The sequence below is a fragment of the Parafrankia sp. EAN1pec genome (assembly GCF_000018005.1).
Taxonomy (GTDB): Bacteria; Actinomycetota; Actinomycetes; order Frankiales; family Frankiaceae; genus Parafrankia; species Parafrankia soli.
Genome location: NC_009921.1, coordinates 5,731,683 through 5,745,446 on the forward strand (window position 1 = coordinate 5,731,683; position 13,764 = coordinate 5,745,446).

Annotated in this window: 10 protein-coding genes and 2 pseudogenes; 7 read left to right on the plus strand and 5 right to left on the minus strand. The window is 72.9% G+C overall.

The annotated features are described in order from the left end of the window. Positions 1–272 precede the first annotated feature (272 nt). The 4 genes from FRANEAN1_RS23430 to FRANEAN1_RS23445 all read left to right on the plus strand — a co-directional run bounded on the left by FRANEAN1_RS23430 (position 273) and on the right by FRANEAN1_RS23445 (position 5,926). The gene (locus FRANEAN1_RS23430; RefSeq protein WP_020462289.1) at positions 273–1,781 is read left to right on the plus strand and encodes an alkaline phosphatase D family protein; all 1,509 of its coding nucleotides are present in this window, start codon (positions 273–275) and stop codon (positions 1,779–1,781) included. Positions 1,782–1,792: 11 nt separating this feature from the next. Beyond that, on the plus strand, positions 1,793–3,022 hold the full coding sequence (locus tag FRANEAN1_RS23435; protein WP_020462290.1) for a hypothetical protein: 1,230 nt from the start codon (positions 1,793–1,795) through the stop codon (positions 3,020–3,022). Between the two features lie 134 nt (positions 3,023–3,156). Continuing rightward, complete coding sequence (locus FRANEAN1_RS23440) at positions 3,157–5,415, plus strand: hypothetical protein (protein ID WP_020462291.1); 2,259 nt, start codon at positions 3,157–3,159, stop codon at positions 5,413–5,415. A gap of 28 nt (positions 5,416–5,443) precedes the next feature. Continuing rightward, positions 5,444–5,926, plus strand: a complete 483-nt coding sequence (locus tag FRANEAN1_RS23445) for a hypothetical protein (protein WP_020462292.1) — start codon at positions 5,444–5,446, stop codon at positions 5,924–5,926. 7 nt (positions 5,927–5,933) lie between these two features. On the opposite strand, the gene FRANEAN1_RS23450 is transcribed toward FRANEAN1_RS23445, so the two are convergent. After that, the gene (locus FRANEAN1_RS23450; protein ID WP_083788314.1) at positions 5,934–6,674 is read right to left on the minus strand and encodes a HAMP domain-containing sensor histidine kinase; all 741 of its coding nucleotides are present in this window, start codon (positions 6,672–6,674) and stop codon (positions 5,934–5,936) included. A gap of 20 nt (positions 6,675–6,694) precedes the next feature. Between FRANEAN1_RS23450 and FRANEAN1_RS43990 the strand changes: the two are divergent. Continuing rightward, positions 6,695–6,961 (plus strand): annotated as a pseudogene (locus FRANEAN1_RS43990) (ABC transporter ATP-binding protein); the annotation flags it as partial. 52 nt (positions 6,962–7,013) lie between these two features. Here the strand turns inward: FRANEAN1_RS43990 and FRANEAN1_RS43995 are convergent. Then, positions 7,014–7,529, minus strand: coding sequence for a hypothetical protein (locus FRANEAN1_RS43995; protein WP_347176726.1), 516 nt, complete (start codon positions 7,527–7,529; stop codon positions 7,014–7,016). Between the two features lie 170 nt (positions 7,530–7,699). Between FRANEAN1_RS43995 and FRANEAN1_RS44000 the strand changes: the two genes are divergently transcribed. Then, complete coding sequence (locus FRANEAN1_RS44000; protein ID WP_347176727.1) at positions 7,700–8,911, plus strand: hypothetical protein; 1,212 nt, start codon at positions 7,700–7,702, stop codon at positions 8,909–8,911. 98 nt (positions 8,912–9,009) lie between these two features. Here the strand turns inward: FRANEAN1_RS44000 and FRANEAN1_RS23465 are convergent. Both FRANEAN1_RS23465 and FRANEAN1_RS23470 read right to left on the minus strand, forming a co-directional pair. Then, positions 9,010–9,165 (minus strand): annotated as a pseudogene (locus tag FRANEAN1_RS23465) (TrkA family potassium uptake protein); the annotation flags it as partial. A gap of 6 nt (positions 9,166–9,171) precedes the next feature. Beyond that, positions 9,172–10,164 (minus strand): aldo/keto reductase, encoded by a 993-nt coding sequence (locus FRANEAN1_RS23470; protein WP_020462297.1) that lies wholly within the window; start codon positions 10,162–10,164, stop codon positions 9,172–9,174. 339 nt (positions 10,165–10,503) lie between these two features. On the opposite strand from FRANEAN1_RS23470, the gene FRANEAN1_RS23475 reads away from it, so the two are divergent. Beyond that, on the plus strand, positions 10,504–12,060 hold the full coding sequence (locus tag FRANEAN1_RS23475) for an MFS transporter (protein ID WP_347176728.1): 1,557 nt from the start codon (positions 10,504–10,506) through the stop codon (positions 12,058–12,060). Between the two features lie 51 nt (positions 12,061–12,111). On the opposite strand, the gene FRANEAN1_RS23480 is transcribed toward FRANEAN1_RS23475, so the two are convergent. After that, positions 12,112–13,755: an IS1634 family transposase gene (locus FRANEAN1_RS23480; RefSeq protein WP_347176729.1), complete on the minus strand. Its 1,644-nt coding sequence runs from the start codon at positions 13,753–13,755 to the stop codon at positions 12,112–12,114. Positions 13,756–13,764: the final 9 nt, after the last annotated feature.

The following is a 13,764-nucleotide window of genomic DNA, read 5'->3' on the forward strand; positions in this document are numbered from 1 at the left end:
GGGCAGTACGCGGCCATGTGCCTGAACGGCTCGACGCCGCTCGACCCGACATCCCCCGCCACCGTGGGCGGCCCTGGTGCGAAACACGTCTCCTGGTTTCTTCCGCGGCCGTTCCCCTGCCATAAACCGTGCTGTGTGCATAGACCGTTCCAGGCGTCGAGCAGATGACGGATGATCCGTCGAGACGGGACCTGGGGTCGCACTGGCCAACGGGCCGTGAACGCTTTCTGGATCGCACCTCCGGTTGCTTCGGCAGGTCGTAGGAATCATTCATGAACCAGGTGAGCCGACGGTCCGTCGTTCTCGGCGGAATTGCGGGCGTGGGAACGGTGCTGGCGGGCGCCGCGGCGGCCCGTGCCGCGTCCTATCCCTTCACGCTGGGCGTTGCCTCGGGCGAGCCCAGCGCGGACGGATTCGTGCTGTGGACCCGCCTCGCGCCCAGTCCCCTCGCCGCGGACGGGCTCGGCGGCATGTCGAGCGGCGCCGTCACCGTGGAGTGGCAGGTCGCCACCGACCAGTACTTCACCCAGATCGCCGCCAGCGGCTCGGTCTCCGCCGTCCAGGCCTGGGCGCACAGCGTGCATGTCGAGGTCGGCGGCCTGCAGCCCAACCGGGAGTACTGGTACCGCTTCCGCGCCTCCGGCCAGATCTCGCCGGTCGGCCGGGCCCGGACCGCCCCGGCCGTCGGCTCCAGCCCCGTCCTGAAGATGCTGTTCACCTCGTGCTCGCACTACGAGGCCGGCTACTTCACCGCCTACCGCCGGATGGCCGAGGAGAACCCGGACCTCATCCTGCACCTCGGGGACTACATCTACGAGGGCGGGGCCGGGTCCGGCGTGCGCTCGCACGTGCCCAGCGCCGAGATCAGCTCGCTGGCCGACTACCGCGTCCGGCACGCTCTCTACAAATCCGACGCCGACCTGCAGGCCGCGCACGCCGCCGCGCCGTGGATACCGGTCTGGGACGACCACGAGGTCGAGAACAACTACGCCGACCTCGTCCGCAACGACACCAGTCCGGCCGGCGACTTCACCGCCCGCCGGGCGGCCGCCTACAAGGCGTACTACGAGCACATGCCGCTGCGGTCGGCGCAGGTTCCCGTCAACGAGAACCTGCAGCTCTACCGGCGCCTGCGCTGGGGCAGCCTGGCCACCTTCCACATGCTCGACACCCGGCAGCACCGGGACGACCAGGCGTGCGGTGACGGCACGAAGGTCTGCGCCGCGGCCGACGACCCGGCACGCACGCTGACCGGGGCGACGCAGGAGGCCTGGCTGCTCGACGGCCTCGGCCAGCGCCTGGGTACCTGGGACATCATCGGCCAGCAGGTGTTCTTCGCCCAGCGCCTCGCCGCCTCCGACGGCTCGAAAAGCATGGACGCCTGGGACGGTTACACCGCCAACCGCGGCCGGATCCAGGCGGGCTGGCAGGCCAGCGGCAACACCAGCACGGTCGTGCTCACCGGAGACGTCCACCAGCACTGGGCGGCCGACATCATGGACAACTACGCGACCCAGAACAAGGTGATCGGCACCGAGCTGGTGTCCACCTCGATCACCTCAGGCGGGGACGGCGCCGGTGCCGGGACCGGCCTGTCCAGCCTCAACCCGCATGTGAAGTTCAACTGGAACCGGCGCGGCTACGTCCGCACCGTCACCACACCCACCCAGATGACGGTGGACTTCCGCGCGCTCAACCAGGTCACGGTCCGTGGCAGCGCGGCCACCACCGTGCAGAGCTACGTGATCGAGGCCGGCAACCCCGGTCTCCAGACGGTGTGAACGGGGCAGGCATGCGCAGGCACAGCACTCGCGTCGCGGTCGTCGGGGCCGCGGTGGCCGTCACCCTCGCCGGGGCGCTCGTCGGCACGGCGGCGGCGGACGGGACCACGGTGGCCGACGTCACCTGGACGGCCGCCAACTCCGAGGCCACCGGCGACCAGGACAACGCGGAGGTGTCCGCGACCCGCAACGGCTACACCGCCGTGGTCTGGGAGGACGACCGGGATACCACGGCCCCCGAGGACACCCTTCACACCGAGGTGTACCTCCGCCTGTACCGCGACGGGACGTCGCTGTACGAGAAGAAGCTGTCGGCGGGCGGGAGCGGCAGCTGGCGGCACGTCCAGCCCGACGTCGCCCTGCGCGAGGACGGCACCGCGGTGGTCATCTGGGCGGAGGACCCTGACGGCAACGGGTACTACAACATCGCCGTGCGTGCGGTGAACACCGCGGGCACGGTGACCGGCTCGGCCCAGGCCAACGCGAACGCCGACGGGCAGCAGCTCAACGCGCACGTCGCGGCGGACCCGGACGGCCCCGGGTTCGCGGTCGCGTTCGAGGACGTCCAGGGCACCGCGGCACCGACCGTGCGGGTGTCCGGGTTCGTGTCGGTGTCGTCCAAGACCTACGAGGTCCAGGTGCACGCGACGGGCGGCACCCACCGCCGGCCCGACGTGGCGACGGACGCCGCGGGCAACGCCGTCGTCGTCTGGGACGAGGACGGTGACGGCAACGGGTCGTTCAACATCGGCCGGAAGATCTTCACCTCCTCGGGCGGTGTGAAGGCGGCGCAGTCCGTCGCCAACGTGACGACCGCGGGGAACCAGCTCCACCCGTCGGTGGCCGCGAACCTCAACGGCGACCAGGTCGTCGCGTGGGAGACCGACCAGAACGGGAGCGCGCAGGTCGGCGCCCGTTCCTTCAGCGCGGCGAACGCGGCCGGACCTGAGGTCGTCCTGCCCGGGGCGGACCCGCAGAGCGGCATCGACGACCAGCGCAACGCGGTGGTGTCCTGGGGCGAGTCCACCGACGTCCACGCCCAGGGTCTCAACCCGGACGGCACGGTCACCGGCCGACTGCCCCAGCTGCGGGTCCACACCACCGTCGCCGGCAAGCAGAACGAGCCGGCGCTCGGCGTCAACCCCTGGGGCCAGATCGTGATCGCCTACACCGACGACAACGACGGCAACGGCTTCGACCAGGTGTATCTGGGCACCGGCCTGGTCAACAGCACCTGGTGAACAGGGGGCCGGCATCGATGGGGATGATCCGCGCTAACGTGCGGATAGGGTTCCACTCCGTGGACGTCGGCTGTAGCCACCGCTGAGCCGCATCCGGCGAGGAACACGAGAAGCCCGAGACCGAGGACCCGCCTGTGCATCCGACGCCGCTCGACCCGCCGTCCGCCAGCCGGGCGTCCCTCGGACCAGCCGGAGGCGGGCCCGCCTCCGGTGGGCTGGAGCGGATCCGCGGGCAGGTGGTGTTCGACAGCGCGTGGTTCCCGCTCCGGGAGCACGGATCGCAGGGCTTCTCCCGGATGGGCAGCCGCCGGCTGGTGCTCACCGACCACCCCGCGGCCTACGTCCATGACACGAACGTCCTCGGTGGGGCCACCACCGTGACCGCGCTTGAGCCGGCCGTCGACCCGGGCGCGACGGTGGAGCTCGTCGAGCACAGCGGCCGCCTCGTCGTCGACCTGCGGCTACCGGCGGGACGGGCGTTCGCCGCGTCCACCGTGGCACCGTTGCCGACCGAGGCGCTCGCGCTGCTCACCGGCCTGCGGGGCGCGCTGCTGGCGGACGCGGCATCGACGTCCTTCGTCAGCCCGTGCGCGGTCTCGGTGACACCGCTGTACGAGGCCGAGCCCACTGCGGCCGCGCCGTCCGCAATGGAGGCGACACCAGCCGTCGCCGCGCCGCGGGAGCTGACGGCGTACGTGGTCGTGCGGGGCGGGCGGCTGGAGCTGCGGGCCCGCGGGCGGGCGCTGCTCGACTGGCCGCTGAACCGAATCGGCGTCGGCCCGGGCGGCCCGAGTGTCGCGGTGGTCAGCGGCGGCGCCGTCCTGGACGGCCGGTTCCTTACCGGAGTCGTCCTGCACCTGGTCACCCCGCAGGTGCTGCACGCCTTCCTGGCGGCGGCGGGAACGGGGACGGTACGGGCGGACGCCTCGGACACGCCGGCCGCCATCGGGACGTCGGCCCCGGTGTCGGCACGGGGCCTGGCGGGAGACGCCGAGGTCGCCAGGGTCGACTGCGTGCTCGACGACACCGCCCTCGAGCTGCAGGAGCATCACAGCGCCCGGGTGGTGGCCAGGTTCGACCTGTTCGACTCGCGGCTGCGCGTCGCCGGGTCGGCCGAGCGGTTCGTCGTCGTCGACCCGGAGCACGGCCCGGTGACGGTGCAGAGCGAGTCGGCGGTGTTCGGCCGGCGCCTGCTGGAGCATCCGGCGCTGCGCACCGCCGCCGAGCGGACCCTGGCGGACGGCCCGTACCCGGCCGAGCTCGCCGACGGCCGGCCGGTCGTCTGCGCGGTCGGGCCGGACGCGCTGCGGGTCCGCGGTCCCGGCCTGGAGCTGCGCCTGCCGTTCACGGCCCTGCGCGCGGTCGAGGGGACGTCCCAGGAGCAGCGGGCCGGTCTGCGGGTGGCGACCGGCGACGCCGAGGTCTCGATCGTCGGCCAGCTCGAACTGGTCCGCGCGGTGCACACCGACATCGTGGCCGGCCGGCACGCCACCGCGGGGCCGCGGGCAGTCCCCGACATGCTGCGGGCGTCCGTCGGGCTGGAGGAGGACTATTTCCTCTATACGATCTTCGGGCCGTTCTACGAGCTGCACGCCGTGCTGCTCGGTGACGGTACCGCGGCCGAGCTGGGCCGGGCGGTGCCACAGCCCACGGACGACGAGGCGCGGGCGCGGACGGCCGCGACCCTCGCGGAGGGCCTGGTCGAGCTGCAGCGCCATCTCGACCAGGTCGGCTCGGTGCTGCCCGCGTTCGTACGCCACCGCGACGCCCTGCTGCTGGAACCGGTGACCGGTGGCACCGAGCCCGCCTGGCTGAAGGCACAGGAGGGTCGGCTGCGGGCGGCGCTGACGCCGGTACAGCGGGCGGCGACGGAGACCGCGCAGCTCGCCGCCCAGGCGACCCGGCTGCTCGACCTGGACCCGGCGGCGCTGCCACGCCCCAACTACGCCGGGACGGCGGTCTCCCTGGGCGTCGCCGCGCTGCTGAACCCGGTCTTCCTGGTGTCGGGGGCGACCCAGGCCTACAGCCGTTACACGCAGGGCGAGAAGCGGACCGCGCAGCTGGGGGCGCAGTCCGCGCGCGGCTGGGCGACGCTGCTCGACCGGTGGAACGTCCTCGTCTCGACCACCCTGCCGGTGCTCGGCTACGTCCTCACCGAGAACCTGTTCGCGCCACGGTGGGAGACCGCGCGGCGGATGACGTCCGAGCTGCGTGACGCGCCCGTCCACACCCGGGAGGCGGTGCTGCGCGCGGTCGCGTACCGGCTCGCGCGGCTGGACGTGCTGCGTCGCTATCCCGCGGGGGCGGGGATCCGGGTCGGGCGGGGCGCGATCGCGGACCATCTCCGGGCCGCCCGGGATACCGTCGCCACGCCCCGTTTCGTCGACTTCTGATCCACCTTCTGACCCGCGGGGAGCAGGAATGTCGATCTTCACCAGCCAGTTCGACCGGGCCCGCGCCTACGCCGACGACTATGCCGGGCATCATGCCGACCCGGACCTGACGGACCCGGTCACCCGCCACGGCGACGCGGGCCTGGACGCCGGTTCCGTCGACGGCGCTGGCTGGGGCGAGGGTTGGGACCACGACTGGGACCTCGACCCGGGCCACGGCTCGAACGCCGAGACGGCTACGGGCACCCACCACGACGCGTCCGGCGCCGAGGAGACGAAGCTCCACGGCTCGGACCCCCACGAGACCGACGGGGTCCACGAGACCGGCGGAACCCACGAGCATCACGAGAGCCACGAGGCGAAGCACTCCGATGACGGCGGGTGGAAGCACCCCGACGACTACGGCGATGCCGACTCCGGAGCCGGTGGTGCCTCGTTCGGCCTCGACGACGACGGCGGCGCCTACCTCCTCGACGACGACCCGGTCGACGACGACAGCGTGGATCTTTAGGCCTGGCTCAGGGGATCCTGACTCCAGGGAAGAGGACCTCGATGTCCAGGCCACCCTCGGGCCGGGCGCGCGCGGTCAGGGTGGCGCCGTGCGCGCCCGCGACGGCGCGGACGATCGCCAGCCCGAGGCCGTGCCCGGCGGCCCGCCGGACCCGCTGGCCGCCGAGCTGCTGGAACGGCTGGAAGAGCCGCTCGACCTGGTCCGGTGGGACGACCGGTCCGGTGTTGCGGGCCGTGAGATGTGCTCCGTGCCTGGTAGCCGCCGTCACGATCTCGACTCGTCCGCCGGGGACGTTGTGCCGCAGCGCGTTGTCGACCAGGTTCGCCACCAGGCTCTCGACCAGCCGTGGGTCGCCGGCCGTCGGCGCCGCGCCGAACGCGCTGATCACCTCGACGCCATCGTCCCGTCCGGTGCCGTCGACGCCTCCGGTCCGCCGGGTCAGCAGGACGCCGCGGGCGACGACCGCCAGGTCGAACGGTTCTCTGTGTTCCACCCCCTGCTCGCCGCCGGCCAGCGTGAGCAGCGCCTCGATGAGGCTCTCCTGTGCTTCGCCGAGGGCGAGGACGTCCTGGCAGGCGGCCCGCAGCGAGTCGACCGTCGTGTCCGGGTCGGCGAGGGCCACCTGCAGCACCGTCCGCGTGGCGGTCAGGGGCGTCCGCAGCTCGTGGGAGGCGTTGGCGACGAAGTGCCGCTGCGACGCGAACGCCGCCTCCAGCCGCTCGAACAGGTCGTCCAGCGTGCCCGCCAGCTCGGTGAACTCGCCGGGCCGCCGGTGACGCCCTCATCGACGGCCATCCCTACCGCGGCCTGTGCTACCCGCTGCGCCACGTCGGCTCCCTGCTCGACGCCGCGGCGCTCCAGCCCAGCCGGACCGCCCGCAACCATCTCCTCTGGCTCGCCCACTCTCAGGGCCTCACCGCCCGGCGCGTCGACGAAGTTCTCGATCAGGCCGGCCTGCGGGCGGTCGCCCGGCGCCGGGCCGGCGGCTTCTCGCTCGGCATGCGGCAGCGGCTCGGGGTGGTGGCTCACCTGCTGGCCACCGCGCCGGGGGCTCAGCGGGCGACGCTGGAGGACGTCTATCTGGCGCTCACCCGCGATGAGGTCGAGTTTCGCGCCGTGCACCCGGCGCGGGCCAGATGAACGCCTTCGGCCAGGTGCTGCGCGCCGAGTTCACGAAGTTCCGCACCGTCCGCGGCTGGGTCGTGGCGGCCGTCGCGGGCGCGGGCGCGACGATCCTGTTGGCCCTGCTGCCAGGCATGCAGGGCCCGTGCGGCCGGAACGGGCCCGGGTCCGAGTGTGCGCCGACGCTCGGGCCCGGCGGGGAGGTGGTCGTCGACAGTTTCGCCTTCGCGCACCGCCCGCTCACCGGGGACGGCAGCATCACCGTCCGCGTCACCTCGCTCACCAGCCGTCTGCTGGACCCAGACCCGGACAGGTCGCGCCCGGCCGTCGCGGTCAGCACCAACTCCCCGCGCTGGCTGCGGCTCACCCGTACCGGCGACACCGTGGCCGGAGCCGAGTCGCCGGACGGCACCACCTGGACCACGGTCGGCTCCGTGCGGCTGGCCGGCCTGCCGCCGACGGTCGAGGCGGGGCTGTTCACGACGTCCCCGCAGCACGCGGAGCGGGTCGGTGGATCGCTCGGCGCCGGCACCGCGGGCGGCCCGACCGAGGCGACCGGGACCTTCGACCACCTCCTCGTGCGGGGCGAGGCTCGCTCGGCCGGCGCGGCCGGCCAGGTGGCGCGGCCGGCTGCTCGCCGCGAAGGCCGTCGTGGTCGGCGCCGTCGCGTTCGTGACCGGCCTGGTCGCCGCCGCCGTCGCCGTCGTCTTCGGCCAGCGCGTGCTGCGCGGCAACGGCGTCTACGTCCACCCCGCGACGACGCCGACCGAGCTGCGCGTGATCGTCGGGACCGCCGCGCTGCTCGCCGTCGCCGCGGTCCTGGCGCTCGGGCTGGGGACGTTGCTGCGGCGCGGTGTCACCGCGGTGGCGATCGCCGTCGCCGTGATCGTCCTGCCGTATCTGCTGGCCATGACCGTCCTGCCGGACGGGGCCGCGGTGGCTGCTGCGGGTGAGCCCGGCGGCGGCGTTCGCGCTGCAGCAGACGGCGACGCAGTACCCGCAGGTCGCCAACCTCTACACGCCGGCGAACGGGTACTTCCCCCTCGCCCCGTGGGCCGGCTTCGGGGTGCTCGCCGGGTGGGCCGCCCTCGCCCTGGGCACGGCCGCCGTCCTTCTCCGGCGGAGGAGCGCGTGAGATCGGCCCTGCACGCCGAGTGGACCAAGCTGCGGACCTCGCCCGGCACGCTCGGGCTGGCGCTCGCCGTGATCGTGAGCACGGTCGGGTCGAGCGCCGCGGTGGCCGCGGCGACCGGGTGCGCGCCAGGAGGCTGTGGGCAGGACCTGACGAGACTGAGCCTCACCGGGGTCCAGGTCGGTCAGGCCGTCGTCGCCGTCCTCGCGGTCCTGGTGATCGGCGACGAGTACAGCACCGGGATGGTCCGGGTCACGCTCACCGCGCTGCCCCTGCGGACGACTGTCCTGGCCGCCAAGGCCGTCGTCGTCGCCGGGGTCGTCGCGGTGACGGCCGTGCCCGCCGTCCTCGGGTCCCTGACCGTCGGGTGGTTCATCCTTCCCGAGCAGGAGGTCGTCCCCCGGGCGGCCGTCGGTTCCGTGCTGTACCTCGTCCTCATCGGCCTGTTGGGCCTGGGAACGGCCACCGCCGCGCGGAACCCGGCGGCTGCGTCCGGGATCGTCCTGGGACTGCTGTACGTGTTCCCGATCATCGCCCAGGTGGTCACCGACCCGGGCTGGCGGCGGCACCTGCAGCAGGCCGGGCCGATGAGCGCCGGGCTCGCCGTCCAGGCCACCGGCGACGTCGACGCCGTGCCGATCGGACCGTGGCAGGGACTCGGCGTGCTCACGCTGTGGGCGCTGGCCGCGCTCCTCACCGGCGGCCTGCTCCTCGCCCGGCATGACGCCTGACCACCGCGACACCTGACCACCGCGATGCCTCACCACAGCGGGCGAGCGGTCTCAGGATCCGCCGATCTCGGCGGCGAAGCTCTCAACTCGGTCCGTTGGGCCACCCGCTCACCGGCGTCCCGCTCGGGATAGACGACGTGGTTGACGCCGATGCGTTCCAGGATGCGGCCGTGCTCGCGGGTGATCGCCTTCGGCCAGACCTCGGCGACGGACAGGTCGAGGAGGACACCGGTGGCCAGCACGCTGGCCTCGATCGGACGTCAGAGCCGTCGCCGCTGCGGCACCTGGATACCGGCGACGGGCCGTGGGCGGTACGGGGCCTCCAGCCGGGCGGCCTCGTCGTCGGTGAGGGTCAGCTCCAGGGAGGCGAGCGCGTCGTCGAGGTGCCCGGGCTTTGTGGCGCCGACGATCGGCGCGGTGACGACGGGATTGCGTGACACCCAGGCCAGCGCCACCTGGGCCCGGCTCACGCCGCGCTCGTCGGCGATGCGGGCGACCTCCTCGACGATCAGCCGGTCGTCGTCCTGGTAGAAGGCGCGGGCGAAGGGGTCGGACTCGGCGCGGGTCGTGGTGGCGTCCCAGTCGCGGGTGAGGCGGCCGCGGGCCAGCGGGCTCCACGGGATCACGCCGATCCCCTGGTCCGCGCACAGCGGGAGCATCTCCCGCTCCTCCTCCCTGTAGAGCAGGTTGTAGTGGTTCTGCATCGTCGCGAAACGGGTCCAGCCGTGCCGCTCGGAGATGAACAACGCCTTGGTGAACTGCCAGGCGTACATCGACGAGGCGCCGATGTAACGGGCCTTGCCGGCCTTCACGACGTCGTGCAGCGCCTCGAGCGTCTCCTCGATCGGCGTCGTCTCGTCCCAGCGGTGGATCTGGAAGAGGTCGACGTAGTCCGTGCCGAGGCGCCGCAGGCTCGCGTCGATCTCGTGCATGATCACCTTGCGGGAGAGGCCGGCCCCGTTCGGGCCGGACCGCATCCGGGAGTGGACCTTGGTGGCCAGCACGATCTCGTCCCGGCGGGCGAAGTCCTTCAGCGCCCGGCCGGTGATCTCCTCGCTGCGGCCCAGCGAGTAGACGTTCGCGGTGTCGAAGAAGTTGATCCCCGCCTCGATCGCACGCCGGAAGAACGGCCGCGACGCGTCCTCGTCAAGAGACCACGGCCAGTTCCCCTCCCCCGGGGTGCCGTAGCTCATGCAGCCCAGGCAGACCCGGGAGACCTCCAGGCCGGTCGACCCCAGCTTGACGTACTCCACGAGATCAGGCTCCTCTCCACCACAGCCGCACCCACCGCCACCGCGCCGCCGCGCGATCACCAGCCCACGACTCTGCCACGACGCGGCCGCGTCCGGTGTGTGTCCGGAGTCACCATGCCGTCCGTCAAACCCGGCGCAGGCCAATGACCTGCGCCGCCACGGAGAAAAGGCCGGCCCGGCGCCGTTGCGGGCGGGAACTCGCGCACGTCCGGCCAACCGGGGCCGGGAATGCCGACGTCCGGTGTGGACTTCGCTGTCACCGATGAGGTGCGCGACAGGTCCGCGGGTGCGGGGCTGTGGTTCGGCGGGCGGTCCGGCGCCCGTCGCGGAAGGAACCAGATGACGAAGGCCCAGGCCACAGAGATGGATCCAGCCGGCGCGAGCGGCGGGGACGGCGATGCCCGGGCCACCGGGGCACCGCCGTCCAGCACCGTGGCGGCGGTGGACGAGGCGGGCGTCGATCCGCGGCGGTGGCGGGCGCTGCCCGTGATCCTGATCGCCAGCTTCATGAGCCTGTTCGACGTCTTCGTCGTCAACGTCGCGGCACCGAGCATCGAATCGGACCTGCACGCGTCCAACGCCGGGCTTGAGCTGGTCGTCGGCGGCTACTCGTTCACCTACGCCGCCGCGCTGGTCACCGGCGGCCGGCTGGGTGACCGGTTCGGCCGCCGCCGGATCTACCTGCTCGGGATGGCGGTCTTCACCGCCGCGTCGGCCCTGTGCGGGCTCGCGCCCAACGAGGCGGTGCTGATCGGCGGCCGGCTGCTGCAGGGCGCCGGTGCCGCGGCCATGGTGCCCCAGGTGCTCGCGCTGATCAGCGTGACCTTCCCGCCGGCCGAGCGGCCGCGGGCGTTCGCGTTCTTCGGCGTGACGATCGGGCTCGGCGGGGTCTGCGGTCAGGTGCTCGGCGGGGTGCTGCTCGACCTCGACATCTTCGGCCTCGACTGGCGGCCGATCTTCCTGGTCAACGTGCCGATCGGGCTGGCGGCGCTCGTCGGGGCGCGGCGGCTGGTCCGCGAGTCGCGCGCGGCTCGAGCGGAGCGGCTCGACCCGGTCGGGCTGGGCACGCTGACCCTCGGCATCGGGCTCGTCCTCATCCCGCTCACCCTCGGCCGCGACGAGGGCTGGCCGCTGTGGACGTGGCTCGCGCTCGCCGCTGGGATCGTGGTGCTCGGCGGGTTCGGGGCCTGGGAGGCCCGGCTGGCGCGCTCCGGCGGGCATCCGATCATCCCGCCGGCCGTGGTGCGGTCCCGGGCGGTCGTCGGCGGCATGGTGATGAGCGCGGGGTACTTCTTTTTCTTCGGCAGCTTCCTACTCGCCCTGACGATCTTCCTGCAGGTGGGCCAGCACCGCTCCCCGCTGAACGCCGGGCTGATGTTCGCGCCGCTCGGCGTGGTCTTCGCGTTCTCCTCGCTGGCGGCGCGCCGGCTGGTCACCGTGTACGGGCCGCGGGTGCTGACCGCCGGGGCGCTCACCACCGCCCTGTCCCTGGTCGGGGTCGCGGTGGCGGTGTCGGTCGAGGGCACCGGCATGACCGCCTACGAGCTCACCCCGCTGCTGATGCTCGCCGGCATCGGCAACGGCCTGGTGATCCCGGCCCTGGCCGCGAGCGTCATGGCGGCCGCCCCACCCGACATCAGCGGGACGGTGAGCGGCGTCCTCACCACCACGCAGCAGTTCGCCTCGGCGTTGGGCGTCTCCGGCGTGGGGGCACTCTTCTTCGCCGAGACCGCACGCAGCGGCGCGGACGCCGGCCTCTTCGCCGCCGTCATCTGCGGCCTCATCTCGGTCGGCGCGGCCTTCCTGGGCTCCCTGGTTCTCCGCCGCCCACCCACGGCACTGGCCGTCGCGGGGGCCGCCGTCGCCGGGGCTGCCGTCGCGGCATCCGCGGACTAGCCCTGTCTTCCGCACATGGGATTTCGATGGGTTGACCGGCCCGGTTTCCGATCAAGGTGGCCGGGTGGGATCGACGCCGAGAATGTCGAGGAGGTGCTGGTGCAGCGCCGATGGGCGGGGGATGTAGGCAGGCTGGTCGCCGCGGGCGGGCACGAGGCGCAGCCTGCTCAGTGCGCCGAGGACCAGTGCTCCGGTGGGGCGGGCGGGACGACCGGCGTAGATGCCGGGGATCTTCCCGTCAGGGCCGGTACCGAGCCGGGCTTGGCGTTCGACCAGGCAGAAGACGAGCAGGGCCAGGCAGATCACGTGGATGAGGGCGTGGATCCGCTGGTTGGAGTGCAGGAACATCGGGGCGACCGCGAGCGGGCCCTTGAACGCGCCGTAGCGACGTTCAACGACTTCCTGCCCTTTGTAGCGGGCGAGGACCTCAGCCGGGCCGACGTCGTCAGGCAGGTTGGTCAGCAGCGCGTACCAGCCGTCGGTGGCAGCCTCGGCGTCGAGCGCGGCGGAGTCGAAGTTCCAGGCCAGGGCCGGTTTCCCGGTGTCCGGGTCGACGCTGGTGGTGGCGTGGAGGTAGCGGGTGACGCGGTGTTTCGTCGCCAGGAGGGTCAGGCGGGCCTGCACCGCGGCCTCGGTGCGGTAGAGGTGGTGGCTGCCCGCGGCGCGGGTGAGGGTGTCGAGGTCGGTGCGGGCGCGGCCGAGTTTCAGCGCGCGGGCGGCTTTCGCGGCCTGGTCGTTCGCCGACGACCAGACGAACACCGTGCGCACGGTGACCGGCGGGTCTTTCTTCCGGGGTCCCCGCAGGGTGGTGACGCCTTCCCGGACACGGTAGGCCGCCCGCTGGTGGAAGGGTTTGTCCTGGTCACGGGCCGCGACATAGCCGACGAGTGTGGCGGTGGCCCAGTCCTGGGCGGCCAGGACCTGGCCGGGCACGACGGTTTTCGGTGCCGGGGCGAGGAACGTGACCCCGGGCGTGGACGTCAACGCGGTCAGATTCGCGTAGGAGACGAGTTTGCTGTCGCCGACCAGCAGGAACTGTCGGGGGCCGGCGAGCCCGGCCAGGGCCCGCATCGCGCCGGTGACCTGACAGACCTCACCGGCGCCGCCGTCGTAGGCGCGGTGCAGCAGCGGGATCCCGCCGTCACCGGTGACCGCGAGCCCGGTCTGGACCTGTTTGAGGTCGGGGCGGCGGTCCTTCGGGTGGCCGTACTTCGGGGTCGCGTAGTCGCCGTCGATCTCGGGATAGGCGCCGTGCAGCGAGATCGATGTCATGTCCCAGTGGACACGGGACAGGTCGAGGTCGAACGCGGCGATCGCCGCGGCACCGACCGAACCGACCACGGCCTCGCAGACCGGGGCGAGCGCGTCAAGCGCCCGACCGACCCGGTCGTCGTTCAACACGTCCGGCGCGATACCGAACATCTCTTCGACCGCCCAGTCCCGTGCCCACCGTTCGACGTGCAGCAGCGGGGTCGGCGAGGTCAGCCGGTTCGCGACCAGTGCGGCGATCACGTCGCCGTGGGTGGCCCGGTTGACCTTGTCACGCATCGGGGCGAGTCGATCGATCGTGCCCGCGACATCGAGGCGGGCCAGGTAGTCACGCACGACAGGGAGCGCGCCGAGCGGCTTCTCGACGCTCGGCGGCCCGTAGTCCATCGCGACCGTCACAGCCAGGAACAGTCCCAGGCCCGTCACTACCGATCG

Coding starts and splice junctions, on each gene's coding strand:
- FRANEAN1_RS23435 (WP_020462290.1), top strand. CDS start 1,793: ATGCGCAGGCACAGCACTCGCGTCGCGGTCGTCGGGGCCGCGGTGGCC.
- FRANEAN1_RS23445 (WP_020462292.1), top strand. CDS start 5,444: ATGTCGATCTTCACCAGCCAGTTCGACCGGGCCCGCGCCTACGCCGAC.
- FRANEAN1_RS23430 (WP_020462289.1), top strand. CDS start 273: ATGAACCAGGTGAGCCGACGGTCCGTCGTTCTCGGCGGAATTGCGGGC.
- FRANEAN1_RS23475 (WP_347176728.1), top strand. CDS start 10,504: ATGACGAAGGCCCAGGCCACAGAGATGGATCCAGCCGGCGCGAGCGGC.